Source organism: Eubacterium maltosivorans (genome assembly GCF_002441855.2).
GTDB lineage: Bacteria > Bacillota > Clostridia > Eubacteriales > Eubacteriaceae > Eubacterium > Eubacterium maltosivorans.
The window spans coordinates 792,068-817,749 of the sequence record NZ_CP029487.1; the positions used below are offsets into that span (position 1 = coordinate 792,068).

The following is a 25,682-nucleotide window of genomic DNA, read 5'->3' on the forward strand; positions in this document are numbered from 1 at the left end:
GTGTTAGTGTCTAATCCAATTCAGCGAACGTTTTACGGCTTCTTTCCACTCCAGACTATGGGTGTCACGAAGCACAGGGTCAATTTTGGGTTCAAAGACCTGGTCTGTGTTCAATACATTTTTGACATCTTCCAGGCCAATCATGTTAATATACAGCGCTGCCATCAGTGCTGCTCCAAGGCTGGTGGCCTCCAGTGTGTCAGGACGTGACACTCTGGCGTCACAGTAATCTGCCAGCATCTGGACTAACAGGTTGTTTTCAGAAGCGCCGCCGTCAATCTTGATTTCCTCAATTTTTACATTGCATTCCTGTTCTACCACATCCAGAATATCCTTGATGCCAAAGGCGATACATTCAAGGGTTGCGCGGGCAATATGGGCTTCTGTGGTTCCGCGGGTAATACCGATGAGCATACCGCGGGCAAAGGGATCGTTGTGCGGTGTGGTCAGTCCAACCAGAGCCGGTACGAAGTAAACGCCGTTGGTATCTGGAACTGAAGCCGCCAAAGCCTCAATATCTGAAGATTTCCGAATGATTTTCAGGCCGTCACGCAGCCACTGGACTGCTGAACCGGTAACAGACACAAAGCCTTCAACTGCATAGGTTATGGTGTCGCCAAGCTTCCAGGCGATCAGGTTATCCACACCGCCTGAGGCAATATTAAATTCTGAACCAATGTTAATATCCATAAAGCTGCCGGTACCATTGGTGCATTTCATGGTCCCGGGTTCAAGACATCCCTGGGCAAACAATGCGGACTGCTGATCTGCAACCGCCCCGGTGATCGGGATTGCGCTGCCAAAAAGATCGGTGGTTCCATAGTCGGAGGATTCTGACTGAATAACTGGAAAAATATCCTCCGGGACACCGATATAATCCAGAAACTCTTTGTGCCATTCACCGGTTCTCAGATCAATACAGCCGCTGCTGGAGGCGTTAGAGCAGGAAACCGCATGTGTCTTTCCGCCCGTCAGCTTCCAGATCATCCATGTATCCATAGTTCCATATAGTGCTTCGCCATTTTCGATTTTTTCTTTGATTTCCTGCATATTGTCCATATACCATTTAATGATCAGGGCATTGTTGTGCGGCGCGATTACCTTACCGGTCTCCTGTAAAATCTTTTCCGCCCACTCGGTCTGCTTAATGGCGTCTACGGCCTGTCCGGTTCGGCTGTCCTGCCATACAATGGCATTGTACAGCGGTTCGCCGGTATTTTTATCCCAGATAACGCAGGTGTTCCGCTGATTTGTAATGCCCATGCAGGCAATATCATCACTGCTGAGTCCTGCCATCTCAATGGCCTCGCGGCAGACGCCCACACTCTTAGCATAGATTTCCATGGCGTCGTGCTCAACCATGTTTTCCTGCGGCGTGTACTGCGTAAATTCCTGATAGGCCTGTGCGGCAATGTTAAAACCCGAATCAAAAATCAAAGCCCGAGTACCCGTAGTGCCTTCATCAATTACTAATACATATTTCCCCATTTTATCTCTCCTCATATAAATATTTAATTTTACCCCTAAAATTATCTTTCGACTAACAGAACGCCCTTATTCATAATGTGGTTTGGATCGAGCGCATCCTTTAAGCGATACATCAATTCATAGGATGAGCCGTGCTCCTGCGGCATCCATTTTGTCCGGTATTTTCCGGAACCATGATGATGTGCGATGCTTCCGCCCCGCTTTAGTGTTTCTTCCATAATAATGCTGACCAGATCCATATAATCTTTCTGTACGGCATCGACCCCCTTGTCCGCTAAGAAATTAAACCGGCAATAAATATTTGTCCCTGTGAGGTAGCTGTGTGAGGAATGCGCGCCGACAAAGGAAATATTGCTTATTTCATTCTGAATTCTCTCGATCATCGCTTCATAGATGTCCCCGATCTCCGACCAGTTGGCAGCTATTTCAGTGGTGTCTGAAACTAGCCCCTTATTGTAATTGATGGGCTTATCAATGTTCGGGCAGGAATCGTTTCGTGTTTCCAGCCAGACCTCTACAGGTTTGGTACCCAAGTCTAACAGCTCGTATTCGCCTGCCAGCTTTTCAATGGCTTCGCCTGTAACCCTCGCGATTTCCGCCGGCCCCTCAGCGATAAACAGAAGCATGGCATAACCCTCTGGGGCAGGCGCTCCCATACGTTCCGCTACCTCATATTTGTCATGAAGGCGCACTACGGCCGGCTTGTAGCCTGCAATCATAACCTCCCGGATAAAGTCAAGCCCCTGCTTCATGCCGATAACACCATAAGCGTGCATCCATCGATTTTCTGGCTTGTAAGGGTACAATTTTAGGGAAACCTCTGTCACGAAACCCAGCATCCCCTCACTGCCGATGAACAGATGCCTGAGATCTGGTCCGGTGGAACGTCTCGGTACATTTTTTATACGGACAATGGTGCCGTCTGCCAGCACAGCTTCCAGACCGACGATCACATCCTCAATACCGCCGTAAAGGGTTGAAAACTGGCCAATGCTCCGGGTTGCCACCAGCCCGCCAAGGCTGGCAAGGGGCAAGGACTGCGGATAATGCCCGGTTGTGTAGCCCTTTTTGTTCAACACCTCCTCAAGATATTCCAGAGGTGTGCCGCACTTGGCAGTTACAATCCGATTTTTCTCATCAATCTCAATAATCTCATTCATATCTGAGCCGTCTAAAATCACGCCGCCTTCCACTGGCTCCAGACCCATGGTAACACTGGAACCGCCGGTTCTGGGCACCACATCGGCCTTGTTTGCATTTAAAAATTTTAATACCTCTGAAGCCTGTTGAGTGTCAGCAGGTTTTACAACACAGGCAGCCTTTGGCACCCATATTTTTCCATCTGACCGGTGATAACGGCGAAAACCGATATAATCTCTGGATGCCACCTCGATACTGGCATCGTCTGTGATTACCCGGTCGTCGCCGGCCACCTTTTTAAGACCTAAAATCAACTCTTCCTGTTTCATGCGCTTTCTCCATTCTGTTGTGTATTTTATTTAAAACGGCTAAGCCGTTATTTCAGCAATTTCCTTCAATAAATCCTCATTAATGGTGTAACACTGACTGAACACGCGGTCCATCAGCTTCTGGTATACAGCATGGTGCTCTGCGATCGGGGTATAGGTTTTTGTCTGCTGCCCCATGGCTTCGACAGCCTGCTGAAAATCCGGAAAGATCCCCGCTCCCACCGCCGCGCAGATTGCACAGCCTAAAGAACAGGTTTCAGTTTCGACAGATTTTTTAACCGGGATATTGAATACATCTGCAATGGTCTGTACGGCTGTGGCGCTCTTGCTTCCGCCGCCTCCAACGCGAAGCTCTGCAATGGATTTTCCAATGATGCTGCACATTTCATCTGTGCTGACTTTAAGCTGCATCACAATGCCTTCGATCAATGACCGGAACATGTGGGCTCTTTTATGGCGGTGGTCAAAACCAATAAACATGCCCTTGGCGGCAGGCTTATCCCAGTTGGATTTCCAGTCTGGAATCGTCACCAGCCCCTCGCTGCCTGCCGGGATGCTCTCTGCTTCCCTGTCAAGGTAGGCTTCAATAGTCATCCCAAGCTTCTCCGCCTTGGCGTCAAGTCCTTCGGCCAGATTATCCCTAAACCATGATACCAGCCAAAACCCCTTTGATATTGCCGCCTCAGCATGCCATGTGCCTGGAACAGACGCCAGATAGGTGCGGTGCTTCAGTTTTTTGTAAGCATCTGGGATATACTTTTCTCCCACGATGTCCAGGCCGCTCAGGGTTCCCAACGTAATGTATGCCTGCCCGTCACTGATAGAGCCAGAGCCTAAAACCTCACACTGCTTATCACCCGCACAGGCCACCACCGGGCAGCCCTCTGGAAAGCCTGTAAGCGCTGCCGCCTCCGCTGTGACATGACCCATCACCTGCCCAGGCTCCACAAAGCGCGCCAGCTGACTGCGCTTCAGCCCCATTTTTTCAAAGACTTCATCATCCTTATACAGTTCCCAGTGCTCCCTGTCTACAGGCATTCCCAGATTGTTGGCCAGGGTATCCACATAGCCGCCAAAAAGCTGATAGCCCATGTAGCCCGGAGCCGTCAGATATTTGTGTATTCTTCCGGCAAGCTCTGGAGAATTCGTTTTCATCCAGTTCATTCTTGAATAATTCCTGAGATAATCACACCAGGGGTCCATCGCTTCAGTGGACGGCGGTAAATGATCGGCGTTCTCACGCCACCGCAAATCCATCCAGCTGATGGGTCTGCAAAGCTGGCGGTTATCCTCTCCGACAAAAAAGGTGGTTCCCCGCTGCCCGGATAAGCCGATCGCGGCGATTTCATGAACGTCACCCTTGAATTTTGAAAACAAATCGTCGCAGGCATGGCAGAGGCCGTTCCACAGATCGTCGTAGTCATGTACTGCATAACCTGCCTTTTCAGCAATCAACGGCGGGTGGGCGGCAGTGCCCATACAGACCTTCTGGCCTCTGGTATCAAAAATGATCACTCTGGTACTCTGTGTGCCGCTGTCAATACCTACCACATATTTTTTATCCATTACTCTTTACCCCTCATTGCGTTTGTGTCTATTTATGCATCTTTTCCAGAAAATTGGTCCCCTGTTCTGAAAAATTGATCTCACTCCAGTCCCTGCCCAGTTTTTTGGCAAGGATCTCGATAACCCGCGGCTGACAGAAGCCCCCCTGACATCGGCCCATCCCCGCTCTTGTCCGCCGTTTTATGGCCTCGATAGATGCTGGCATAACCGGACTGTCGAGTGCCTCCAATATCTCACCCTCAGTGATGGTCTCGCATCGGCAGACAATTCTTCCAAAGGAAGGCTCCCTCTCGATTAGCTTCCTCTTCTCATCCGGCGGAAGCTTTCTGAAAAGTGTTTTTGGATTTTCGCGCGGCTGATAATCCTGACGGATTTCAAGCTTTATGCTTTTCTTCTCAAAATCTTTCAACACGATATCCTCAACCATTTTAGCAATGGCTGGCGCCGAGGCCAGCCCGGGCGACTGGATTCCCGCCACATTGATAAAGCCGTCGGTCACCGGAGACATCTCAATGATAAAATCCTCTTTAAAATCCGCTGCCCGCACGCCTGTAAAAACGCGGATAAGGTCTTGCTGCCCCACGTTCTTGTGCTGGTTGCAGCTCATGGCATATTCCAGGCCATCCGGGTCGGTCGCGGTGTCCTCCTTATTCCATACCTCTTTGGCTGACGGGCCAAGAAGGTAATTCCCCTCTGGTGTTTTGCAGCAGCCTCCGCCCTTCGATTCAGCGTTTTTGATGTTTTTCATCCGGTTTTCAAGAGCGTTTCCCACAAAGCCCATCTGGGGCCTGTAGGGATACTGCTTGGCCTTATCCAGAATGGCGATGGTTCCCTTTCTTGGATGAATGGTAAAGGAACGGTCTCCCGCCATTTCTGAAAGATCATCGGCGTAAACGCCAGCACAGTTAATGACACAGCTGGCCTTGATAATGCCCTTTGGCGTGACCACGCCTTCAACTCTGCCATCATGCCTCAGCACATCACAGACCGGCGTGTTAAACCAGAATTCAACACCGTTATGGGCGGCGTTCTCTGCCAGTGCCACGGTGACGTCATAGGGTTCCACATGGGCCAGGCTTGGAAGCCAGACTGCCGCAATGGGCGGATTGTCTAACTTTCTGAGTTCTGGCTCGATGGCCATTGCCTGCTCGCCGTCGAGCATCTCAATGCCGTCCACACCATTTTCCACACCCTTGTCATAGCGCTCCTTAAGGGCCGGGATGTAAGCCTCCTCCCATGCAATGTACATCAGGCCGTTCCGCTGAAATACAAACCCCAGCTCATCTGCCCACTTATCATACATCCGGTTTCCCAATATATTGAGCCTGGCTTTAAGGGTTCCTGTTTTGGCCGCGTGACCCGGATGAATATTTCCATTATTGGCTTTAGATGCACCCGTACAGACGTCATCATTCTTTTCGACAACAATAATTTTCAGAGGATACTTAGCCAGCTCTCGCGCAATTCCACAGCCGATGACACCGGCTCCGGCAATGACAATGTCCGCTTCCCCAACCAGTCCGGCTTCAAAGCCCTTTGCCCGTCCGGTCTGGTAGTCCTTTCTGGGAATCTCCAGTCCCTTTACCCACATATCACTGACGATATTTTTCACTCCCGGCACATTGGCTGCCTTGTGTCCCACATCAATTAACTGCTGCCAGTCCCCGCACTCTCCTGCCAGTGTTACGATCTGCCTTTCGTCGACTGAAACCTTGATTTCAAGCCAAGGGAACGCTTCCCTGAGCGCTTTTTCTATTGTGTTTTTTATGCTGTTCATACTTCTCTCTCCCACGTCAGCCGTTTGTGTCCATTTAGGTTTATTTTTAAGGACATATTAGGACATTTTTTCTTTTTTGTCAAGGCTTTTTTGGTTTATGTTTCCTTTTTGAACATTTCTTAAGTTTTTTTGCACTAAAAAAACCGGTATGGGAAATTTCCGTATTTTCCCATACCGGTTTTATCATTTGTTATTCAGCAATTATGACGGTCAGCCCCATTTCTTCATAGTGCTTGACCATTTCTTTGTCTGCCTCTGCATCGGTCACCAGGACGTCGCCTGGGTGCAGTGTTGACACATTAATGAAATCACGTTTAAAGAGCTTGCCAGAGTCCATGAGTGCCACCAGCCTTTTGGAATGGCTCGCAAGCTGCCGGTATACACCGTACTCCGCCGGGCCGCGGTGGAAAAGGTTTCCCTGTTCATCCACTGTTGTGGCGGATACAAAGGCCAGGTCAAAGTAAAAATCCCGAAGTGTGTTTTCCGCAATGGTGCCTGAAGTACTGAGGGTATGCTTTGTGATTTCTCCACCCACCAGAAATATCCCGATCTCACTGCGGCTGTTGAGCTGGTTGACCACTGTGACCGAATCGGTTACAACATAAAGCCGCTTGGTATTGTCAATATGCTCTGTAAAATGATAGAGTGATGAACCGGCGCCGATAAAAATCTTCTGACCATGCTCGATGAGGCCTGTGGCCTTGAGCCCCATTCGTTTCTTTTTCTCTGCCTCGATGTTCAGACGAAGCTCCAGAGGCTTTTCTCTGAGAATATCCTCCTTGACAAGCTGTGCCCCGCCATGAGTCCTCAAAAGCTCTCCCTCGGATTCCAGAAGCTCCAGATCCCTGCGGATGGTCTTCGTAGTTACCTGAAAAATTTCACTGAGCTGGGAAACGCTAACGGTCCCCTGCTGTTGCAATAGCTGAATAATTTGTTCTAATCGTGGATTTTTCAACGTTCTCCCTCCTCTATTGGTTAAGCATAGCCTAAGTTATTTTAAAAGTCAAGGGGCGCAGACGGTGAAGATACGTCGAAACGACGTACCTTCACCGATGGATTTACTGGTCCTTTGTTTTTTCCTCCACGACCGGGTCAATATGGATTGTGACATCACAGTGGCACTGGCTTTTAAGCTCGTCCTCAATACTGGTAATAATCTCGTGGGCGGTAACCATGTCCAGCTGGCTAGACATTTCCACATGCAGGGAGACATCGGCGTGTGCCGGGCCATAGTCGTGAATGAGCAGCTCATGCATGCCCCTTATCTCTGGATGGGACATGACGATTCGGTGAATTTTCTCCACAAAGCCCTCATCGGGAGGCGCGCCAATCAGGGGCTGAACCGAGTCCTTTGCAGATTTAATACCTGTTATCAGAATAAAGGCCGCCACAATTACACCCATATATCCGTCCAGATCATAGCCTGTAAAATAATTGATGGCCATACCGATCAGTACCACCAGTGTGGCCAGGCTGTCGCTGATACTGTCCAAGGCTGTGGCCTCCATGGCTGAAGAATTGATTCTCTGGCCCAGCTTCCGGTTAAACAAAAACATCCAGAGCTTCACTAAAATCGAAGCGATCAAAATGACAAAAACCACAAGGCTTACCGAGGTCTCCGCCGGGTTTAAAATCCGTTCTGCGGACGATTTAAGCAGCTCAACCCCCATAAGGATAATGGCAACGGATATAAACAGTGCGCTGAGGTACTCGATGCGTCCATGGCCGTAAGGGTGCCCGTGATCAGCAGGCTTTCCCGCCATTTTAAAGCCCAGCAGTGTGATGATGGAAGAACCGGCGTCCGACAGGTTATTGACCGCATCGGCCACAATGGAGATGGCACCTGTCACAAAGCCCAGCACAAGCTTTCCTAAAAACAACAGCAGATTGCAGGCAATGCCTACACCGCCGCTTAATACACCGTAGACCTGACGGACATCCGGATCTCCGGTTTTATCGCCCTCTTTAATAAACAGGCGTACCAGTAAACGGGTCATTAATTACTTCCTTTCTCAGTCAAAAAAGAGCCGCCGCACCCTGTGCAGCAGCTCTCCATTCATTATTTTACCGCAATAAATTCAATCTCGACCTTGGCATCCTTGGGTATTCTGGCTGCCTGCACACAGGAACGGGCCGGCTGGTTTTCTGTAAAATACTCGCCGTAAATGTCGTTCAGCACAGTAAAATTGGCAAGATCATCGACAAAAATTGTGGTTTTAACCACATCAGAATAGTCATATCCTGCTTCTTTTAACACTGCGCCCATGTTGAGCATCACCTGTTTTGCCTGGGCCTCAAAGGCTTCCGGCATTTCGCCTGTGGCCGGATCAATCCCCAGCTGCCCGGAGGCGTACAGGGTGCCGTCTACTACCAGCGCCTGAGAATATGGGCCAAGGGCCGCAGGGGCTTTATCTGTTGCTACTTTTGTTTTCATGATTGTTCTCTCCTTTGTCGTCACTTAAAATGTTTTCCGCGCCTTCAGAAAGCGCTAAAATGCTGTCATCTGCTGGTGCTTCGTGCTTTTTAAAGCGATGCTTAAACCACATCAGTCCACCCTGCGACATACCTTCTCCGCCCTCTCCGTCATCAAAGGTTGAGACAAACAGGAAACGCCGGATGGCAAACAGGATGGCGATGGATATAATACTCATCAAATTTTCGAAGGGCGTGGTATGCTCAACGATCAGTTCCCTGGCAATGGCAAACAGCAAAACCTCTATAACCGACGCGGTGGAGTGCTTGATCAGCATTTTAAGAAACTCAATGCCAATGAGCGTGTTAAAAGCATAGCCCAAAAACACCCGGAAGGCCTGAGAATCGCCGTAATTTCCTATAAACTGCCAAAGATCGGGAATCAGAGCAAGGGCTGAAATAATAATGGCAATGGCGATGAGGATGGCGATAAAAATCTCCAGTACCCGCACAAAGCCCAAAAGCTTATTTTGAATTTTATGTTGCATTGTCTCCTCCTGTTTATGGTTCCCACTGCATTATACCATAATCAGCCCCTGTCTTAAAGCATATCTCCATTATTTTCATCCAGCAGGGCGCTTTCTTTCTTCTTGCGCCGCAGATGATACACATCATAACCCATGAGCAGCAGCAAAGCGCCACCCATCACACCGGCAAATACCATAAACAGCTGGCGCATAAACAGCACCGTCTCCCACTTCATGGGACTGCCATAGATAAACGGAAAGGCACAGATGAATGAAAAGACCGTAAAGGCCATGAACAGCCCAATATACGCTTTTTTCCAGGGCTTTGCCTGGGGCGTACAGCCCATATACTTAAACAGATAGGCCACTCCCAGCATCAGGAAAGGAATCATCGGGAAATAGTGATATAAAAAGGTGTCCCGCGTGATAAAAAGCCAGGGAATCATCTGGGAAAAGTAACCAACACCGATGACGATACCGGCAGAATGGCGTTTCCATATACCATGGACCAGCGCAAAGGCTGTGCCAAAAAGGCCAATTCCCCAGACCATAGGGTTTCCGGTCGCGTAAAGATAAATGGTTTCCGGCGCCTTCTGATAGTAGTAAAACACTGGTTTTAAAGCCAGGAACCAGGTATACCATTTGGAGGAATAGGGATGGTGGTAATGGGTCGAAGCCCCGGTGTGATAACCAAACATCTGCTGCTGATGGCCGAAAAACACATCGAAAAATCCTTTATCGGGTATGGTATCCGCATAAGGAATATAGGACAGTGTGTAAATGGTCACCGGAACAACAATAAAAGCCAGGCAGCAGAAAAAAGACTCACCGAGTCTTTGCCGCCGGACACTTTTGCCGCCCTTTACCATATCCCGGATAAACCAGTAAAAATACAGAACTGCCAGTCCGAGCGCCGCATAACAGCCTGACCACTTGGTGCCAATGGCAAGGCCGGTAAAAATCCCGCTGAGCAGCAAAAACACATACCGGGCTGGCCTTGATGTGCTGATGTGAAAAAAGTACAGGAAGGTATACATAGCCAGAATAAAAAAGACAAGAAAGGCGTCCAGGGTTCCGATCCGTGTCTGTGTATAATGCAAAAAATCGAAAGCCAGCAGCAATGTGGCAATACCAGACCATAGCGGTGATTTAAAAAGCGCCTTGCCGAAAAAATAGATCAGAGGCAGCATGGCGATACCAAAAAGCACCTGCATAAAGCGAAAGCCAAAGGGCGTTCTGCCAAAAAGATCCATTCCTAGGCCAATGATCAGCCGGCCCACAGGGGGATGATCCATTTCAGCCACACTCAGGCCATCCTGCATTTCCAGCGCCGAGGCGGGAAAATAGCTCTCGTCAAAGTAAGCGCTGTTCAGGCGATCTGAGGTGATCCGCACTGTCTCCGGCTCATCCAGAAGCCTCGCGGAACCTTCGTTAAGGGGCGTTGACGCCAGCCTGTTCCCATTATCGTCATAGAATGCCACCTCACTCAGTACCAGGCGGTTGGCGGTATCCAGCTTTTTAACTTTGATGTACCGGGTATTCTCATCCGTGTTCAGCAGATAGTGGTACCAGATCATGGCCGCTGTATAGTCGGTGTCGTCGTCCCGGGTATCAAAGGCCTGTTTCCAGTTCACGCCATCATCTGAGCATAATATCTGTATGCCCACATATTTTGAGGAATCATTAACTGTTGGATACAGCGCGATGGACGCCGGCTGCTTCTGAAGCTCAAATTCCGCGGCGGGGGTCCCCTCCTCCATATCATAATAGGTCTGGGGCTCAACTCTTGAGCCCAGATTCCAGTAGCCTACAACGCTGTAAATCAGGATTACAGCCACCAGAAAAATGATTTCCTTTTTACTGAGATGATAGAACTTTTCTGTCATTTTGATCATTTTCCTTTCTTTTATTTTTAAAAAGCAGGGCTATCCCCACAATGACCCCCATGAGGCTGATGGCCTCACTGACACGCCGGAGGGGCGTTCCCTTGTATTGGACAATCAACGTACCGGTTTCATAAACTGCTACTTCTGCCATGCCATTTATGTTTCGATAAATCTCGACACGATTGCCATTAAGCATGGCTTCATATCCACTATAATAAATAAGCGGCAGCTCGTTTGAACTGTTTCGTTCTAATTTTATTTCATACAAACCATAATTAGTGCGTTTTGCAGTGTTCTGATGGTATTTCTGTGATTCCTGGATGTGTGATAAAGTGACATTCTCCGGTAAATACTCACATCCTGCGGCAAAGGTGGGATATGTATTGACAACCATCTGCGCATAATTCTTATAAGTATACGCAACATTTACAAAATATGCTATGAGCATGATTCCAGCTGCGATGGCTGCGATGATCACCTGGTTTTCCCTTTTTTCTGTCATGCTCTCAATAATCCTGCCAGAAGCAAAGCACCAGAATACCGAGATAAACAGATAGAACCGCCATGGAAACTGAAGGGTTGACAGTACATTCTCAAACAAATGCCAGGGAAAATATACCGATGCACAGAACAGCAGAAGCAGGCCAGACAGCGAAAGAATCTGTACCAGCCTGTCACTTCTGTTAAAAAACAGACCCGCTATTACCAGCAGTGTCAGCGCCAGACCAATCCCCGCCGGCGGTACATATTTTTCGCCGATGCTTTGGGGTATTGCCAGAATTAAATTTTTAAAAGGCACGGCCCAGTCCGAAATATTCCCGAGCAGTCCGGTATCGCCCCAAACAGGATTAACCACCAGCTGTTCCAGCATGGGCAGCAGAAAAAACAAAGTCAGGACAATGCTCCAAAGCGCTGCTTTCCCAAGTGCCGCCAGCCTTTTCGGCTCGCGGGCCAGCCTTGGTATATTGAACAGCAGAAAGACAGCGGCGAATCCCCCCATCAGCACGGCAGTCAGGACGTGTGAAAGCACCAGACCGCTAAAGCCGCTGAACAGCAGGGGCCACTTCTCCTTCTCGCCGTAAACCACCTGCCAGAAGCCTGCCACAATAAGCGGCAGAAAGACAAAGGCCAGAAGCTCCCCCACCGACGACCGCTGATAAAGGTCAGTGGTGTGAAAGGAACACAGGAGGTAAAGCACAGTAGAAGCCGAGGCCGCAAAATCAGACCGCCATACCGATTTGACCGAAAGGTACATGGTGCAGGCCATAGCGCCTGTGAGCAAAATCAGAAAAGTCTTGTAGGCCGTGATGGCCGGCATGCCCAAAAGCGACAGTACTGCCGGAATATACAAAAAGAAATCCGGATAAAAAAGCCCGTTGCCATAGCCGTAGCCATTAAAGTAATCGGCATAGACTCCTGGTAAGAAAATGCCATTTTTAAGACCTTCTGCGATCGAGACGACCCTTGAAAGATGGAAGCTTGCATCATTTCCAAAGGGGATGCCTTCCTTAAGAAGCAAGGGCAGCACCACTGCCAAAGCTGCCAGAAAAGGGATACTCCACCAAAGAATTTGTTTATTTTTTATAAAGAATTTTTTAGATTCCATTCTTTTCTCTCATTCTTTCCTCTCATTATTATACCAATCTGACTGCGATTTGTAAAACCAATGATTTTGTAAAGCTTCGGTTAAATTCCGTTAACTCTTTGTTAAGTCTATTGAATTGTGGGATTTTTAGATTTAAAATACGCCTAGGCTTTTGAAAGAACGCTTTTATCCAATAAGCCATTTGTTTTAACCAAAATGTTAAGGAGTATAACACTATGTTAAGTTTAAGAAATGTAAAGAAGGCCTATGACGGCACAGAAATCCTGAAAGGCATTACACTCGATATCGGAAAGGGCGAAATTGTTTCCATTCTCGGCCCATCCGGCGGCGGTAAAACCACCCTCCTCAACCTGATTCTCGGCATCACCGACATTGATGAGGGACAGCTTTTGTACGATGGTGAGGATATCACCCATGTACCCATGGAACAGCGTGACTTCAACATTGTTTTTCAGGACTATGCCCTGTTCCCCAACCTGAATGCCTACAATAATATCGTATACGGACTCAAAAACAAGCCGGGTATTTCAACTCAGGAGGAGGTTGACGAGCTCATCGACCTTCTGGATCTCAGACCGCATCTGGACAAACCCATTGACCAGCTCTCCGGCGGGCAAAAACAGCGTGTGGCCCTGGCCCGTACCCTGGTCATGAAGCCAAAGGTGTTATTACTGGACGAACCGCTGAGCGCGCTGGACGGGGTTATCAAAGAATCCATCAAGGAGCGGATCAAAACAGTTGCCAAGGAATTTGATCTGACGACCATCATTGTAACACATGACCCTGAAGAAGCCCTTACTTTATCGGACCGGGTGCTCATTTTAAACGGCGGCAAAATTTCACAATACGCCGAGCCGCAGGAAATCATCACGAAGCCCGGCAACAGCTTTGTTCAGGAGTTTATTCTCAACCAGCTCATGATCAAGCGCAACAATATCTTCTCACTGTTCGGAGAATGCTATGCCCAGTAATTCCGCCACCGATAAAACGCGGCCGAGGCTGCGGAGCCGGGTTGTTACGGGTACCCCGCTGGAGCTGAAGGTTGTTTTCTGGATCATCATCGCCATCTTCGCGGTGTTCCTTGCCGCTCCACTGGCACTGCTGCTCATCAAGTCCTTCAATGTGGACGGCAGCTTCAGCCTGGCAAGCTATGCCGCTGTGCTGAGCAGCGCAGGCTTTCTGAACGCCCTGCTTAACAGCTTCATCATCGCCGGGACCAGCGCGCTCGTCACCACAGTTATCGCGTTCATGCTGGCCTACACAGTCAACAGCACTAATGTACCCGGCTGGTACAAGAGCGCCGTTTCCAGTGTCGCAGTGCTGCCCATGCTCCTGCCCACCATTACCTATGGCTTCGCCATCATCTATTCCTTTGGCCGCCAGGGCCTGATCACCCGGCTGCTGGGCTTTCAGCCCTTTGAGATTTATGGGTTTAACGGACTGCTGCTGGGTTATGTAATCTACACGGTTCCCATTGCCTTTATGCTCATTAACAATACCTTTAAGTACATTGACAAGAAGTTCTCTGTGGTATCCCGTGTGCTTGGTGACAACAGCTTTAAAACCTTTCTCACCACAACCTTTAAGCCACTGATCGCCACCCTGGGGGCTTCTTTTATTCAGGCCTTTTTCCTGAGCTTCACCGACTTTGGGATTCCGGCATCGGTTGGCGGTGAGTACAAGGTGGTTGCCACCACGCTGTACAATCAGATGCTGGGTTCTATCCCCAATTTCAGCAAGGGGGCTGTTGTTGCCATGATGATGCTGATCCCATCGGTTTTCAGCATTTTGATCCTGCGCTACCTGGAAAAATATAATTTCCACTATAACAAGATCTCCCAGATCGAGCTCACAAAAAACAAAGGACGCGATGGCCTTTTCACGGTTCTGTCCGCTTTGGTAATGATCGGTATTCTGTCCATTTTCGCGGTTATCTTTATTGTTCCCTTTGTGCAGAGCTGGCCCTATGAGCTTGGTTTTTCGCTTGACAACATCAAGGAAACCCTGTTTGGCGGCCAGCTGACCAGTGTCTACCTCAATTCCATTCTGGTAGCGGCGCTCACAGCGGTTTTAGGGACGGCCATTGCCTACCTCAGCGCACTGGTCACTGCCCGCAGTAAAATGGGCAAGCCCTCTAAAGCCGCCATCGACGGCCTGGTCCAGACCACCAACACCGTACCGGGCATGGTGCTTGGCATCGCCTTTCTCCTGGCTTTTTCCGGCACCAGCCTCCAGTGTACCTTTATTATACTGATCATCTGTAACATTATCCATTATTTCTCAACCCCTTACCTGATGATCAAAAACTCGCTGTCAAAGATGAACGCCTCCTGGGAAACCACCGGCATGCTCATGGGTGACAGCTGGACAAAAACCATTTTCAGAGTTGTAATCCCCAACTCCTGGTCCACTGTTTTTGAAATGTTCAGCTATTATTTTATCAACGCCATGGTAACCATCTCCGCTGTCATTTTTATCGTTGGCGCGCGCACCATGGTCGTTACCACCAAAATCAAACAGCTTCAGCACTTCGGCGATTTTGAACAGATTTTTGTCTTATCCCTGCTTATTCTTGCCACCAACCTGGCTGTCAAGCTGATCCTGAAAGCCTTGTCGAAAAAAACAGAAAGGAAGGCCGCCTGATGAATAAACTTATAAAAGCCCTGGCTGCCGGACTGCTCATTGCCGCCACAGCCCTCACCGCTGTGGGGTGCAGTACAGGAAACGCGGATAACAAAGTCGTTATCTACTCCAATGCGGATGACGAAGCCCTGACCGCCATGGAAAACGCTCTGACTGCCGGCGGCTACGAAGGCCAGTATATCATCCAAAGCTTTGCCACCTCCGAGCTAGGCGGCCGGATGATGGCCGAAGGCTCTAAAATCGAAGCCGACCTGGTGACCATGAGCACATACTATCTGGACACTGCCCAAAAGGAATCCGAAATGTTCTCTGACCTGAGCTTTGACCATACCACCCTGAGCGGTGACTGCCCATCCTATTCTTCCCCCATCACAGCCCAGGAAGGCGCTGTCATGGTCAACACTGAGGTGATGCGGGAACAGGGCCTGTCTGCACCGGCCTCCATCAAGGATCTGGCTGATCCAAAGTACGCGGGCCAGGTATCCATACCGGATATTGAAGGTTCCTCCACTGGCTGGATTCTGGTACAGGCTGTCATCGACGCTTACGGCGAGACGGAAGGCGCTGAGATCATGACAGGGATCATCCGAAATGCCGGGCCGCACATGGAAAGCTCCGGCTCCGGCCCCTTTAAAAAGGTAAAAGCCGGCGAGGTCGCACTGGCCTTCGGCCTTCGGCATCAGGCCGTCGCGGCCAAAAAAGAAGGTCTTCCCATCGACTACATCGACCCGTCTGAGGGCAGTTATGCTCTCACGGAATCCATCGCCGTCATTAATAAAGGGGATAAAACCAATGCCAAAGCCATGGAAATGGCTGAATGTATTGTAAAAAGCGCCCGAACCGAGCTGCTCAAGACCTATCCGCTGCCCCTGTATCCCGGCGAAACCGCCGACCCTGCCCTGTGCACCAAAAACCCCAAAACATTCCCAGAGCCCCTGACCGTGGATCTTTTACAAAAACACCAGGAGTTTTCAGAGAAATGCAAGCTTAACAAATAATGGAAAATGCAGAATTGAGAATGACGGTGAGTCCAAAGTTAGAATAATTTGGGGGAACGAACCCAATGCAAAGCTGAGAATTAAAAGAACAAATTCGCTCTGCGAATTTGACAGCGCGTCATAAAAGTGGCAAAGCCCGAGATTGTGCCTTTTATCCAGATAAGAAAAAAGGTCCAGGCGTTTTGGTAAACGGCCAGGAATCGTGCCCCTTTACCAAAACAGCCGGCCACTGGCGAGATCAAACATCCACTTTAATGAAGAAGCTATCCGTCTGAAAATGGTGCCCGCAGGACGCTTTTTTCTTTCTTAGGTAAAAGGCTTCGTCTCTCAGGTTTTTTGACAATCCGACAAACTCACTCTGCGAATTTAATTATAAATCAATTTTGCACAGCAAAATTGGCCCTTCATTTTCCATTTTCAACTTTTCATTTTGCTAAAGTCGCAATAAACCACAAACGATAAAGGAGAATAAAACTTAATGAAAAACTATAAACTCTTAACCCCCGGCCCACTGACAACCAGCGATGCGGTAAAGGCAGAAATGCTCTTTGACCACTGTACCTGGGATAATGAATATAAAGCCATCACCCAGAAAATCCGCGCTCAGCTGCTAAAGCTGGCCCATGTCAGCGAGGCTGCATATACCGCCATCCTCATGCAGGGCAGCGGCACCTTTGGCGTGGAAGCCGTACTTTCGAGCGTGATCGGCGATAAGGACAAGGTGCTGTTCATCACAAACGGCGCCTACGGCGAACGCATGCTGGACATCGCGGACTATCACCGTCTGAACTATCTTGCCTGCAGCGAGGAATACAACCTAATCCCTGACGCCGCCAAAGTGCGCGCGATTTTAACCGAAAACCCAGACATCACCCATGTGGCCATGGTGCACTGCGAAACCACCACTGGCATTCTCAACGACATCCATGCCATCGGCGAACTCTGCGCAGAATTTGGCAAAACCTATATTGTCGATGCCATGAGCAGCTTTGGCGGCATTGATATCCCGTTAGAGGATGACCATATCGACTTTATGATCAGCAGCGCCAACAAATGTATCCAGGGCGTACCGGGCTTTTCCTTTATCCTGGCCCGCACAGCCGCCCTCGAGGCCTCAAAGGGCAATGCGCGAAGCCTGTCGCTGGATATTTACGACCAGTGGAAGACCATGAACAAGGATGGAAAATGGCGATTTACTTCCCCGACACATACGGTTCTGGCTTTCTCCAAAGCCTTGGATGAGTTAGAGGAACGCGGCGGAGTCGAAGCCCGTTATCAGCGCTACGCCTCCAACAATAAGCTTTTGATTGAAAAAATGGCAGTGCTCGGCATCAACGCTTATATTGATGAAGCCTACCGCTCCCCCATTATCACTACCTTCCTCTATCCCGAGCAGGGCTTTGACTTTACCGATATGTACAACTTTGTCAAAGAACGCGGCTATGCCATCTACCCTGGAAAGCTGACCAAGGTGGACACCTTCCGCATGAGCAACATCGGAGAAATTTATAAAGAAGATGTTGAAAATCTCTACAATATCTTTTATGATTATTTAAAACAGAACGCTTAGGAGGCCATATTGATGAAAAAGATTGAAGCGGTTATTTTTGACTGGGCCGGCACAACGGTGGATTACGGATGCTTTGCTCCGGTGCAGGCATTTATGGAGGTTTTTAAAAGCTTCGGCATTGAGCCCACCATGGCGGAGACAAGAAAACCCATGGGGATGCTCAAGCGGGACCATATCCACACCATGATGGATATGCCGCGTATCAACCGTCTCTGGCAGGAAAAATACGGGCGCGGCTACACCGAAGAGGATATTGACGCCCTGTACGCCCAGTTCGAGGAAAAGCTCATGAGCATTCTGGATCAGTTTGCAGACCCCAAGCCCCATGTGCTGGATACCGTTGCGGCCCTGCGTGACATGGGCCTGAAAATCGGCTCAACCACTGGCTACACCGATGAAATGATGGCCATAGTCACCCGTGTCGCCGCCGATAAGGGTTATGCGCCGGACTGCTGGTACAGCCCAAACGCTGTGAAAAACTATGGCCGCCCCTACCCCTTTATGCTCTTCAAAAACCTGGAGACTCTGGGCGTTCATTCTGTCCATAATGCTGTAAAAATCGGCGACACGGTCTCCGATATTCTGGAAGGAAAAAACGCCGGCGTTGTCTCCATCGGCGTTGTGCGCGGAAGCTCTGAGATGGGGCTGACCGAGGAAGAATTCAACCATCTCTGTGATGATGACAAAGCCGCTGCCATCAACCAGGTGACCAAAACCTTCAGAGATGCCGGCGCAGACTATGTTATCCAGGATCTGAGCGAGCTGATCCCTCTGATTAAAATGCTCGATGAACAATAAACAAAGACTGGCTTTGCCCAGAACAAAAGCAGGTACGTCGAAACGACGTACCTGCTTTTTCTTTTTTTAAATTACTTCTCTGTTCTAGACCAGCTCAAGACGTTTCATCATCTCTGGCAGCACGCCTTCAAAATCCACACCTTCGCGACGATTAGTCTCACGGGCAACCGTTCTGAGGATGCAGTCTGTGGTCAGATCGACAGCAAACTGTGTGGAATCCAGCAGCGATTTACCGTTCAGCAGGGCTGCCAGACAGAAGCTTCCGAAAATATCACCCGTCCCGTGGAACTGTCCGGGCACTTTTTCGGAGAAGGCGTACTCTACCTTATCCTCGGCGCGGTCATAGCAGGCGGCGCCCAGCTTTTCATTGTCAAAGTACACGCCGGTCAGCACGACCTTTTCCGGGCCCATGTCGGACAGGCCGCGCACAAGCTTTTCAATATAATCCCTGGTATATGGACCGTGCTGATAAGGCTGCTTCAAAAGAAAACATGCCTCGGTGATGTTGGGCAGCAGCAAGTCTGCCTTTTCGCAGAGCTCGCGCATTTTATCCACCATATGGTCGTCAAAAACGCTGTAAAGCTCACCCTCATCAGCCATAACCGGGTCCACATAGACCAGTGTGTTGTCTGAATTAAAGGTATCCATAAAATTGGACACAATGTCCACCTGCTCCGGTGAGCCTAAAAAGCCGCTGTAGATTGATGAAAAGTGCAGGTCCAGCGATTTCCAGTGCTCGGTAATGGCCGGGAGGTCTTCGGTGAGGTCGCGGTAGGTAAAGCCCTCAAAGCCGCCGGTATGGGTTGAAAGAACCGCAGTAGGCATACAGACCACCTCAATGCCTGCCGCGGATAAAATGGGCAGCACGACGGTCATGGAGCACTTTCCAAAGCCGGATATATCATGAATCGCGGCCACCCGCTGTAAGGGGCCTTTTGGAATATCGTTTGTATTTTGCATGTTAAATATCTCCTTTTACAATCAATGATGCTTGGATTCCCTGAAAAAGGGGCTGTTAATTATTGTACCACAATTCTGCCTGTTTAACGCACATAAATCGAATAAAATTCCCTTTTTGGGTAAAAACTATGGTAGCGATGATGATGAAAGGAAGTCTGTAATGAGTGAAAAAATAAAACGCCTGAACTTTAAGCATCTGCGGCAAGCGGCCTGGAAGGGAACTAAGAAATCCATTCCAGCCACCACCCTCTGTCTGCTGCTCTTTTTTATGAACATGGCTTTATTTGGCTATAAAAATGCTGTCATCGCAGTTCCGCTCACCATTATTTTCAACCGACTCAAGGACTTTTCGCCAGAACGCTGGCACCCCTACAGCGTCATGCTCATCAACCTTGTGCTGGCAACCACCGCCCACCTGGCCGATATGAACGTCTGGCTCTGCGTTACCCTGGACTTTGCCGCGACCTATCTCATGGTCTTTCTTCTCACCGACTCCGACACCTCAAAGGCTTACTACAGCTATGGCTTTGGCCTTGTGCTGTACCAGAGCTTCTCCACCACTGTGCCGGAGCTCAGGCTGCGCCTGATGGCCATTGTTGTCTCCAGTGCCATCGCAACCCTTGGCCTTGTGGTCATGTATTTTCTGAAGCGCAGGCAGACGGGCTTTAAGCTGGATCCGCACATTTTTAATCCCTTTGTCCGCCTCGGCGGCAAGACCCGCGATTTTTTAAAGGGGACTGCCCGTGCCCTTAAAAATCTGGCTGCCATGCTGCGCTTTCGTCTGTTTTACAGCTCCAGTGACAGCCTGCAGGCCGGCACCTTTGATTTCCGTCTCACCCGCTTTGCCATCCGCATCTCTCTGCTGGTGACCTTCAGCTTTTTCCTGGAGCAGGTGTTTAACATTCCGAAAGGCTACTGGCTTCCCCTCAATGTTTTTATCATGACCCTCAATTTTTATGAGGACAGCATGGTCAAAATCAAACAGCGTGTGGGCGGCAATATTGCCGGGGTTTTTATCTCAGCCATTCTGCTCCACTATATCACCGGCTTTACCGGACACATGATCATTCTCTCCATTGGCACCTTCCTCGGCTACGCGGTGGATAACTATCTTTTCCGCGCCACCTATATGACCTGCTACGCCATTGCGCTCAGCACCCTGTTCATGAAGCAGTCCGAGGTTTTTGAGCTTCGTCTGGCCTATGTGCTTCTGGCCGCTGTCATTGCCGTCATCGGAAGCCGGTTTATTTTCGCCAATAAAAAAACGGATTTTCAAACCTGAGAGGATATGTTAACGAGAAAAACAACCGAAAATCCGGTTGCTTTCTGTTTATTCCTGCTTTTCTTCCATAACTCTACAGCGATCCTCAAAGCTGACCTCCCGATGGATCTGGTGGAGCATCCAGACATATCCGAAGGGATCGGCAAACATGGCGTTGGCGGAGCCCATTTCAGGCATCTCAGTAACTTGCTGGATCGCGGTGCAGCCTGCCGTCATGGCCTTATCATAGACCGCCAGGATGTCCGGAACAAGCACGTTATACCAGACGGACTGAGGCTGGCCAGGCTTTGGAGCGATTAGCTGATACTCAGGGTTTTCATCCAGCAGGTGGAAGCGGGTATCATAGATTGTAAAGACCGCTTCATTGGTGCCTTTCGGGTAATCGGTCACCTCTACGCGCTCAACCTCATATATTTTTTCATACAGCTCCAGGGCTTTCAGGCTGTCGGTCACAACCATATCAATTTCTACACCTGTCATTATTCATTCTCCTTTGTATTTAATTGATTTTATGGTATAAAATACCCAAATTATTGTGATAAAATCGCTTTAGACTTTTCAGTTTTCCTGTGCTATAATAGCATTTATAAAGGAGCAATGAAAAGGGAAGGGGTTTTCTGATGAAGTTTTTTGAAAAGAAAGGGTATTGTTCTTTTGTCATGGCTCTGTATCTGGCAGGGATGCTGTGCTTTACACTGTCTCTGTTTATGAGCCGGCTTCTGCCTGATTTCTGGCTTGGCTTTGCCGAGGGCATTGCGATTGTCGGTATTGTGGTGGGCATGATTCACATTATTTTTAGTTTTGTGAAGGGAAGAAACCCTTTTACCGGCAAGCCTAACTGACCTGTATACCAGGTTTTTGAAGAACTGTCCGCCTGGCCGGGCAGTTTTTTATTCCAGTCCTGCCTTCTCAGGCTTCTGTCCGCACTCGCTGCATTCTGCATCGTGCAATGAAATAACACCGCCGCAGTCCGGACAGGTAAACTGCTGCTTTTGCTGCGCCATAAAGGCCGCCAGCCCTAATTCCTTAACCCGGCGGCTGTTTTCCATCAGGCTGGCGTGATAGCGGGTATTATAGCTTTTCTCCAGGGATTTGACAGGCTTGCAGGGATACTCTCCACATTCAAAGCAATACCGAATCTCCTTTTCCAGAACGCACGCCTTGACCCTGCACTTCCGGCAGTGCTCTGGCTTTCCTTTATCACTGTTCAGGCAGCCTGCACAGGGCTTTTTGTGGTAACAGTGCTTATAACAGACCAGGCAATTCATTCCACAGGGGGCGAACATGACGTTATCGATGGTTTCAGGCATTTTCATAGGTACTGCTCCTTTCGGTTTTAACTATTTATTCTGCTCATCTGCATTATACCATCCGCTGGCTGTAATGAAAACAATGGGATTCTTTTTATATTCGGCTCTACACTTAATACAATCGTCAAAAATTCCAAAAGGTTTCCAGAATTTTTAAAAAGTTTAAGTCTCTGTCTTCTTAAAAGATTAAAATAATATATTATTAATTATTTAATGGCGGACATGGATGTCCGTGATTCTGCCGCCACTTTGCCCTTTTTGACAAAATAGCGGACATATATATTCTTTGCCCTGTTTTTCACTGCTTGTCCAAAGTTATCCACAACCTGAGGCACGCTGTTTCGACGTATCTATTGTTGTCTTAAAGGCACTTCTGGCTAAAAACTGCCATTTTTTTTAGCTTCCACTTGAAAACCATCCCACCCTCTGATATAGTTAAGGCATAAAAACCACTCTTTTACGCAAGGGAGAAAAATCATGAAATTCAATCGTGTATGGGCCGTCTACTTCAGTGCTACCGGCACCACCCAGAAGCTGGTGACCGCGGTTGCAGACAACCTTTCGAAAAAACTTGAGGTGCCCTGTGAAAGCTTTGACTTCACACTGCCCGAGGAGCGAAAAGCGCCAAAAAGCTTTGAGGCTGACGATCTGGTAGTATTTGGCACCCCTGTCTACGCAGGGCGTGTGCCCAACGTGCTGCTGAAATATCTGGCGACTCTGGAGGGAGGCGGCGCAGCTGCTGTTCCTCTGGTACTCTATGGCAACAGAGACTATGACGATGCCTTGATCGAGCTTCGGGATATTCTTGAAAAGACCGGTTTCCATACGCTTACGGCAGGAGCCTTTATCGGGGAACATTCCTTTTCCGATTTACTGGCAGCCGGACGCCCAGACGAACAGGATATGGAAAAAGCCCGGGAATTTGCAGGTTTGACTTATGAAAAAGCTGCTGCTATCACCAACATTCAGGATGTCCTGCCTGTCCATGTCAAGGGTGCGCCAGCCCCTTACTGGGGTTATTATCAGCCGAGGGACCGCAAGGGTACTCCTGTAGATATCCGCAAGGTAAAACCGCTCACAAGTGATGCGTGCACCGACTGTAAGCTTTGCTCTGAGGTCTGTCCTATGGGCTCCATCAACCGCGACGATGTGCGGGCTTACACAGGTATTTGTATAAAATGCGGCGCCTGTATAAAAAAATGCCCGGTTCATGCGCGCTACTATGACGACGCTGGCTATCTTTACCACAAGCATGAGCTTGAGGAGGGATTAAAGCGCCGGGCCGAGCCGGAATGGTTTCTTTAAATCTTAAAATGCCATGTTGTCCCCAACAGGGCGCCATGGCATTTTAAATTTGTCAAAGTGCTTCAAGCTCCTCAATAAGTGCGCGCCGTTTGGCGTAACGGAGCCGCCAGTCCGCAGTCAGCACCCTTACCTTTTCCGGCCCGCCGGGATAAGCCTGCATTTTTCTCAGATAATCCGCTATCTGCTGATATTTTCTGCGGTTCGCCGCCTTTTTAACCATACCCTTTAAAAAATCGGCATAAAGCTCAAGGGCGGCCTCTGGGCAGCCTGCCTTCAGGGTTTTTTCATAATAATCCAGGTCAGACATATCTCCCTGGGTCCGGATGCTTTCCAAGAGGCGTTCGCACAGCCCTTCCTCCTCATACAGATCACGCAGATTATGGTCATAGTCCACGTTTTTAAATATTTCCTCCCGAAGCTCATGCCATTCCGTCTCGCCGCAGAGAGCTTTCAGCTTTCTAAAATCCTCCAGTTTCACAAAATCCTCGCCCGCAAGCATTTCCGACAGCACCTTTTTCAGGGCTTCGGGCCTGTCCAGCTTTTCATACAGCCATACCAGCACACGCTGGTACTCGTCAATCTTGTCAGGATCATCTCTGTCCATCTCCATGCTCTCATCGATCATCTCAATGGCGGCGTCCATCTCACCATACTGGATTTTCAGGGTGATGGCCGTATTCCGTATTCCGGAAAAATGCCAGTATTTTCTCTGATAAGCCTCAATGGCTTCCTTTGGCAGCTCCATCATTTGCATGAGCTGTACCCGGCAGACGGCATAGGCCTCAAGCCAGTAATCAAGCCGCTCCTGTGTAGCGCTTCGGATAAGCCAGTCTACAGTTTTTATACTGTCGGCAAGCAGAACCGGTTTCCAGTTCCATTTCATAAAGACATCAAACACATAGTCTTCAAGATAGTCGAGCGTTTCGCCGCCCAGACGATTCATAAACCAATGATGCATTCTCCGCTCTTCTGCCTCATCATTGATATGAGGCAGAATCTTCATCCAACCATCCGCGCAGTCCTGTGCGATTAATTCAATATCCCCGTCAGAGTCATCGATCTCAATCTGGCACAGTCTGGTGTAAACCATGGCGGTAAAATCAAAGGCGCTCCCATAATGCTCCCGGTCCATAAGAGCCTCCAGATTATCATCATAAAACTGCTCAATCTCCTCGCAAAAGTCCTTTGCATCCCAATATGGAATAAACTGCTCAAGACCCAGGTATTTCTTGCAGATGGCATTCAGAGCACGTTCCAGAGGGCGAAGCTCCTCGATGCTTTCGCCCTTAAAAAACCGGAGCCAGAGGCGGTTTGCAAGGTTCCTGTCCGCACAGGCCAGCTCGTAGATAAAGTCTCTGAGCTCATTTTCTCTCGCCCCTTGCACAAGGGCATAGAGCTCGGTGTTTTCAAATTGCCACGGATCCCTGAAGGCATTCCCCACACTTTCCGTAAGGGCAAAAAGCGCTGCCGCCATATGCTTGCAATGAGCTCCCTCTGACGCATAGGTACAATCACAACACATAGCAGTGATTTCACCTAACTCTGTTTCGATCGTTACCCGATAGTCCTTTGTATCGCGCACCACTGCCTCATAGCCGTTATCACAGCGCACTGCCTCCAGAACCTGGTCATTTGTAAAAAGCTCATATCCATTATCTAAAATATCTCTTGTAAAAGAATCTTCCCATTTTTTCATTATTATCTCTCCCTTTTGCTATAGAGCTATTTTATCTCAGCCTGCACTACTTTACAATTACTAATTGATTTTCTTCAAATGCAGCGCTTTATTTTTGAAGCTAAAATGCATAAAAATCATATTTTTTTATGTTGAAAAATATTTTCGAAAAAAAAGTTAAAATTTTTTAAATTTGGTGTTGACAAAGCGGGCAAAAAAAGTTATTATATACAAGCACTCAGGAAATGAGTCGCCGCTCAAAAAAAAGAGCGCTGTGCGAGAGTGTTGGAATTGGCAGACAAGCACGTTTCAGAGGCGTGTGTGCTACGCACGTACGGGTTCGACTCCCGTTTCTCGCACCATTTAATTGGTGATCAGGCAGATGTTAGGATAACGTCTGCTTTTTTATT

General features: G+C 48.8%; 22 protein-coding genes and 1 tRNA gene. 9 read left to right on the top strand and 14 right to left on the bottom strand.

Annotation, left to right across the window (positions count from 1 at the left end; genetic code table 11):
* Positions 1 to 3 precede the first annotated feature (3 nt).
* From CPZ25_RS03970 to CPZ25_RS04015, 10 genes are all read right to left on the bottom strand, one after another.
* A complete protein-coding gene (locus CPZ25_RS03970) occupies positions 4 to 1,488 on the bottom strand; it encodes an FGGY family carbohydrate kinase (RefSeq protein WP_096919806.1) in 1,485 nt (494 codons plus the stop codon).
* Positions 1,489 to 1,529: 41 nt separating this feature from the next.
* Complete coding sequence (locus CPZ25_RS03975; RefSeq protein WP_096919805.1) at positions 1,530 to 2,957, bottom strand: FAD-binding oxidoreductase; 1,428 nt, start codon at positions 2,955 to 2,957, stop codon at positions 1,530 to 1,532.
* 39 nt (positions 2,958 to 2,996) lie between these two features.
* On the bottom strand, positions 2,997 to 4,523 hold the full coding sequence (locus CPZ25_RS03980) for an FGGY-family carbohydrate kinase (protein WP_096919804.1): 1,527 nt from the start codon (positions 4,521 to 4,523) through the stop codon (positions 2,997 to 2,999).
* Between the two features lie 28 nt (positions 4,524 to 4,551).
* Positions 4,552 to 6,300: an FAD-dependent oxidoreductase gene (locus CPZ25_RS03985; protein WP_096919803.1), complete on the bottom strand. Its 1,749-nt coding sequence runs from the start codon at positions 6,298 to 6,300 to the stop codon at positions 4,552 to 4,554.
* A gap of 190 nt (positions 6,301 to 6,490) precedes the next feature.
* Positions 6,491 to 7,255, bottom strand: coding sequence for a DeoR/GlpR family DNA-binding transcription regulator (locus CPZ25_RS03990; protein ID WP_096919802.1), 765 nt, complete (start codon positions 7,253 to 7,255; stop codon positions 6,491 to 6,493).
* Positions 7,256 to 7,358: 103 nt separating this feature from the next.
* Positions 7,359 to 8,297 (bottom strand): cation diffusion facilitator family transporter, encoded by a 939-nt coding sequence (locus CPZ25_RS03995; protein ID WP_096919801.1) that lies wholly within the window; start codon positions 8,295 to 8,297, stop codon positions 7,359 to 7,361.
* 62 nt (positions 8,298 to 8,359) lie between these two features.
* Positions 8,360 to 8,734 carry a RidA family protein gene (locus CPZ25_RS04000; protein ID WP_013380623.1) on the bottom strand — a complete coding sequence of 125 codons (375 nt, stop codon included), beginning with the start codon at positions 8,732 to 8,734 and terminating at the stop codon, positions 8,360 to 8,362.
* The gene (locus CPZ25_RS04005) at positions 8,709 to 9,260 is read right to left on the bottom strand and encodes a phosphate-starvation-inducible PsiE family protein (protein WP_096919800.1); all 552 of its coding nucleotides are present in this window, start codon (positions 9,258 to 9,260) and stop codon (positions 8,709 to 8,711) included. The genes CPZ25_RS04000 and CPZ25_RS04005 overlap by 26 nt, the downstream gene beginning before the upstream one ends.
* Positions 9,261 to 9,313: 53 nt before the next feature.
* On the bottom strand, positions 9,314 to 11,125 hold the full coding sequence (locus CPZ25_RS04010; RefSeq protein WP_167495156.1) for a phospholipid carrier-dependent glycosyltransferase: 1,812 nt from the start codon (positions 11,123 to 11,125) through the stop codon (positions 9,314 to 9,316).
* On the bottom strand, positions 11,097 to 12,731 hold the full coding sequence (locus CPZ25_RS04015) for a 6-pyruvoyl-tetrahydropterin synthase-related protein (protein ID WP_096919798.1): 1,635 nt from the start codon (positions 12,729 to 12,731) through the stop codon (positions 11,097 to 11,099). The genes CPZ25_RS04010 and CPZ25_RS04015 overlap by 29 nt, the downstream gene beginning before the upstream one ends.
* 215 nt (positions 12,732 to 12,946) lie before the next feature.
* On the opposite strand from CPZ25_RS04015, the gene CPZ25_RS04020 reads away from it, so the two are divergent.
* From CPZ25_RS04020 to phnX, 5 genes are all read left to right on the top strand, one after another.
* On the top strand, positions 12,947 to 13,702 hold the full coding sequence (locus CPZ25_RS04020) for an ABC transporter ATP-binding protein (protein WP_013380627.1): 756 nt from the start codon (positions 12,947 to 12,949) through the stop codon (positions 13,700 to 13,702).
* Positions 13,692 to 15,374: an ABC transporter permease subunit gene (locus CPZ25_RS04025; protein WP_243129340.1), complete on the top strand. Its 1,683-nt coding sequence runs from the start codon at positions 13,692 to 13,694 to the stop codon at positions 15,372 to 15,374. The genes CPZ25_RS04020 and CPZ25_RS04025 overlap by 11 nt, the downstream gene beginning before the upstream one ends.
* Entirely contained in the window at positions 15,374 to 16,372 is a 999-nt protein-coding gene (locus CPZ25_RS04030; protein ID WP_096919797.1) for an extracellular solute-binding protein, read from the top strand. The genes CPZ25_RS04025 and CPZ25_RS04030 overlap by 1 nt, the downstream gene beginning before the upstream one ends.
* Before the next feature lie 478 nt (positions 16,373 to 16,850).
* The gene (gene phnW, locus CPZ25_RS04035; protein WP_138721003.1) at positions 16,851 to 17,942 is read left to right on the top strand and encodes a 2-aminoethylphosphonate--pyruvate transaminase; all 1,092 of its coding nucleotides are present in this window, start codon (positions 16,851 to 16,853) and stop codon (positions 17,940 to 17,942) included.
* A 12-nt stretch (positions 17,943 to 17,954) separates the two neighbouring features.
* Complete coding sequence (gene phnX / locus CPZ25_RS04040; protein WP_138721004.1) at positions 17,955 to 18,740, top strand: phosphonoacetaldehyde hydrolase; 786 nt, start codon at positions 17,955 to 17,957, stop codon at positions 18,738 to 18,740.
* Between the two features lie 84 nt (positions 18,741 to 18,824).
* Here the strand turns inward: phnX and CPZ25_RS04045 are convergent, their stop codons facing one another.
* Complete coding sequence (locus CPZ25_RS04045; RefSeq protein ID WP_096919796.1) at positions 18,825 to 19,700, bottom strand: pyridoxamine kinase; 876 nt, start codon at positions 19,698 to 19,700, stop codon at positions 18,825 to 18,827.
* A gap of 160 nt (positions 19,701 to 19,860) precedes the next feature.
* Between CPZ25_RS04045 and CPZ25_RS04050 the strand changes: the two genes are divergently transcribed.
* On the top strand, positions 19,861 to 20,982 hold the full coding sequence (locus CPZ25_RS04050; protein ID WP_096919795.1) for an FUSC family protein: 1,122 nt from the start codon (positions 19,861 to 19,863) through the stop codon (positions 20,980 to 20,982).
* A gap of 48 nt (positions 20,983 to 21,030) precedes the next feature.
* Here CPZ25_RS04050 and CPZ25_RS04055 read toward each other — a convergent pair whose 3' ends face one another.
* Positions 21,031 to 21,462, bottom strand: a complete 432-nt coding sequence (locus CPZ25_RS04055; protein WP_096919794.1) for a VOC family protein — start codon at positions 21,460 to 21,462, stop codon at positions 21,031 to 21,033.
* Positions 21,463 to 21,602: 140 nt separating this feature from the next.
* Here CPZ25_RS04055 and CPZ25_RS04060 point away from each other — a divergent pair, with 140 nt between their 5' ends.
* Positions 21,603 to 21,824: a hypothetical protein gene (locus CPZ25_RS04060; protein ID WP_074616781.1), complete on the top strand. Its 222-nt coding sequence runs from the start codon at positions 21,603 to 21,605 to the stop codon at positions 21,822 to 21,824.
* Positions 21,825 to 21,872: 48 nt separating this feature from the next.
* Here CPZ25_RS04060 and CPZ25_RS04065 read toward each other — a convergent pair whose 3' ends face one another.
* Positions 21,873 to 22,298, bottom strand: a complete 426-nt coding sequence (locus CPZ25_RS04065; protein WP_074616780.1) for a DUF3795 domain-containing protein — start codon at positions 22,296 to 22,298, stop codon at positions 21,873 to 21,875.
* Between the two features lie 471 nt (positions 22,299 to 22,769).
* Between CPZ25_RS04065 and CPZ25_RS04070 the strand changes: the two genes are divergently transcribed.
* Complete coding sequence (locus tag CPZ25_RS04070; protein ID WP_096919793.1) at positions 22,770 to 23,597, top strand: EFR1 family ferrodoxin; 828 nt, start codon at positions 22,770 to 22,772, stop codon at positions 23,595 to 23,597.
* 52 nt (positions 23,598 to 23,649) lie between these two features.
* Here the strand turns inward: CPZ25_RS04070 and CPZ25_RS04075 are convergent, their stop codons facing one another.
* Entirely contained in the window at positions 23,650 to 25,293 is a 1,644-nt protein-coding gene (locus CPZ25_RS04075; protein ID WP_096919792.1) for an SWIM zinc finger family protein, read from the bottom strand.
* Positions 25,294 to 25,548: 255 nt separating this feature from the next.
* Between CPZ25_RS04075 and CPZ25_RS04080 the strand changes: the two genes are divergently transcribed.
* Positions 25,549 to 25,634: transfer RNA gene (locus CPZ25_RS04080), tRNA-Leu, on the top strand.
* Positions 25,635 to 25,682 lie beyond the last annotated feature (48 nt).

Coding starts and splice junctions, on each gene's coding strand:
- CPZ25_RS04065 (WP_074616780.1), bottom strand. CDS start 22,298: ATGAAAATGCCTGAAACCATCGATAACGTCATGTTCGCCCCCTGTGGA.
- CPZ25_RS04055 (WP_096919794.1), bottom strand. CDS start 21,462: ATGACAGGTGTAGAAATTGATATGGTTGTGACCGACAGCCTGAAAGCC.
- phnW (WP_138721003.1), top strand. CDS start 16,851: ATGAAAAACTATAAACTCTTAACCCCCGGCCCACTGACAACCAGCGAT.
- CPZ25_RS04075 (WP_096919792.1), bottom strand. CDS start 25,293: ATGAAAAAATGGGAAGATTCTTTTACAAGAGATATTTTAGATAATGGA.
- CPZ25_RS03970 (WP_096919806.1), bottom strand. CDS start 1,488: ATGGGGAAATATGTATTAGTAATTGATGAAGGCACTACGGGTACTCGG.
- CPZ25_RS04050 (WP_096919795.1), top strand. CDS start 19,861: ATGAGTGAAAAAATAAAACGCCTGAACTTTAAGCATCTGCGGCAAGCG.
- CPZ25_RS04025 (WP_243129340.1), top strand. CDS start 13,692: ATGCCCAGTAATTCCGCCACCGATAAAACGCGGCCGAGGCTGCGGAGC.
- CPZ25_RS04060 (WP_074616781.1), top strand. CDS start 21,603: ATGAAGTTTTTTGAAAAGAAAGGGTATTGTTCTTTTGTCATGGCTCTG.
- CPZ25_RS04020 (WP_013380627.1), top strand. CDS start 12,947: ATGTTAAGTTTAAGAAATGTAAAGAAGGCCTATGACGGCACAGAAATC.
- CPZ25_RS04005 (WP_096919800.1), bottom strand. CDS start 9,260: ATGCAACATAAAATTCAAAATAAGCTTTTGGGCTTTGTGCGGGTACTG.
- CPZ25_RS04000 (WP_013380623.1), bottom strand. CDS start 8,734: ATGAAAACAAAAGTAGCAACAGATAAAGCCCCTGCGGCCCTTGGCCCA.
- CPZ25_RS03985 (WP_096919803.1), bottom strand. CDS start 6,300: ATGAACAGCATAAAAAACACAATAGAAAAAGCGCTCAGGGAAGCGTTC.
- phnX (WP_138721004.1), top strand. CDS start 17,955: ATGAAAAAGATTGAAGCGGTTATTTTTGACTGGGCCGGCACAACGGTG.
- CPZ25_RS04010 (WP_167495156.1), bottom strand. CDS start 11,125: ATGACAGAAAAGTTCTATCATCTCAGTAAAAAGGAAATCATTTTTCTG.
- CPZ25_RS03975 (WP_096919805.1), bottom strand. CDS start 2,957: ATGAAACAGGAAGAGTTGATTTTAGGTCTTAAAAAGGTGGCCGGCGAC.
- CPZ25_RS03995 (WP_096919801.1), bottom strand. CDS start 8,297: ATGACCCGTTTACTGGTACGCCTGTTTATTAAAGAGGGCGATAAAACC.
- CPZ25_RS04015 (WP_096919798.1), bottom strand. CDS start 12,731: ATGGAATCTAAAAAATTCTTTATAAAAAATAAACAAATTCTTTGGTGG.
- CPZ25_RS04030 (WP_096919797.1), top strand. CDS start 15,374: ATGAATAAACTTATAAAAGCCCTGGCTGCCGGACTGCTCATTGCCGCC.
- CPZ25_RS04045 (WP_096919796.1), bottom strand. CDS start 19,700: ATGCAAAATACAAACGATATTCCAAAAGGCCCCTTACAGCGGGTGGCC.
- CPZ25_RS04070 (WP_096919793.1), top strand. CDS start 22,770: ATGAAATTCAATCGTGTATGGGCCGTCTACTTCAGTGCTACCGGCACC.
- CPZ25_RS03980 (WP_096919804.1), bottom strand. CDS start 4,523: ATGGATAAAAAATATGTGGTAGGTATTGACAGCGGCACACAGAGTACC.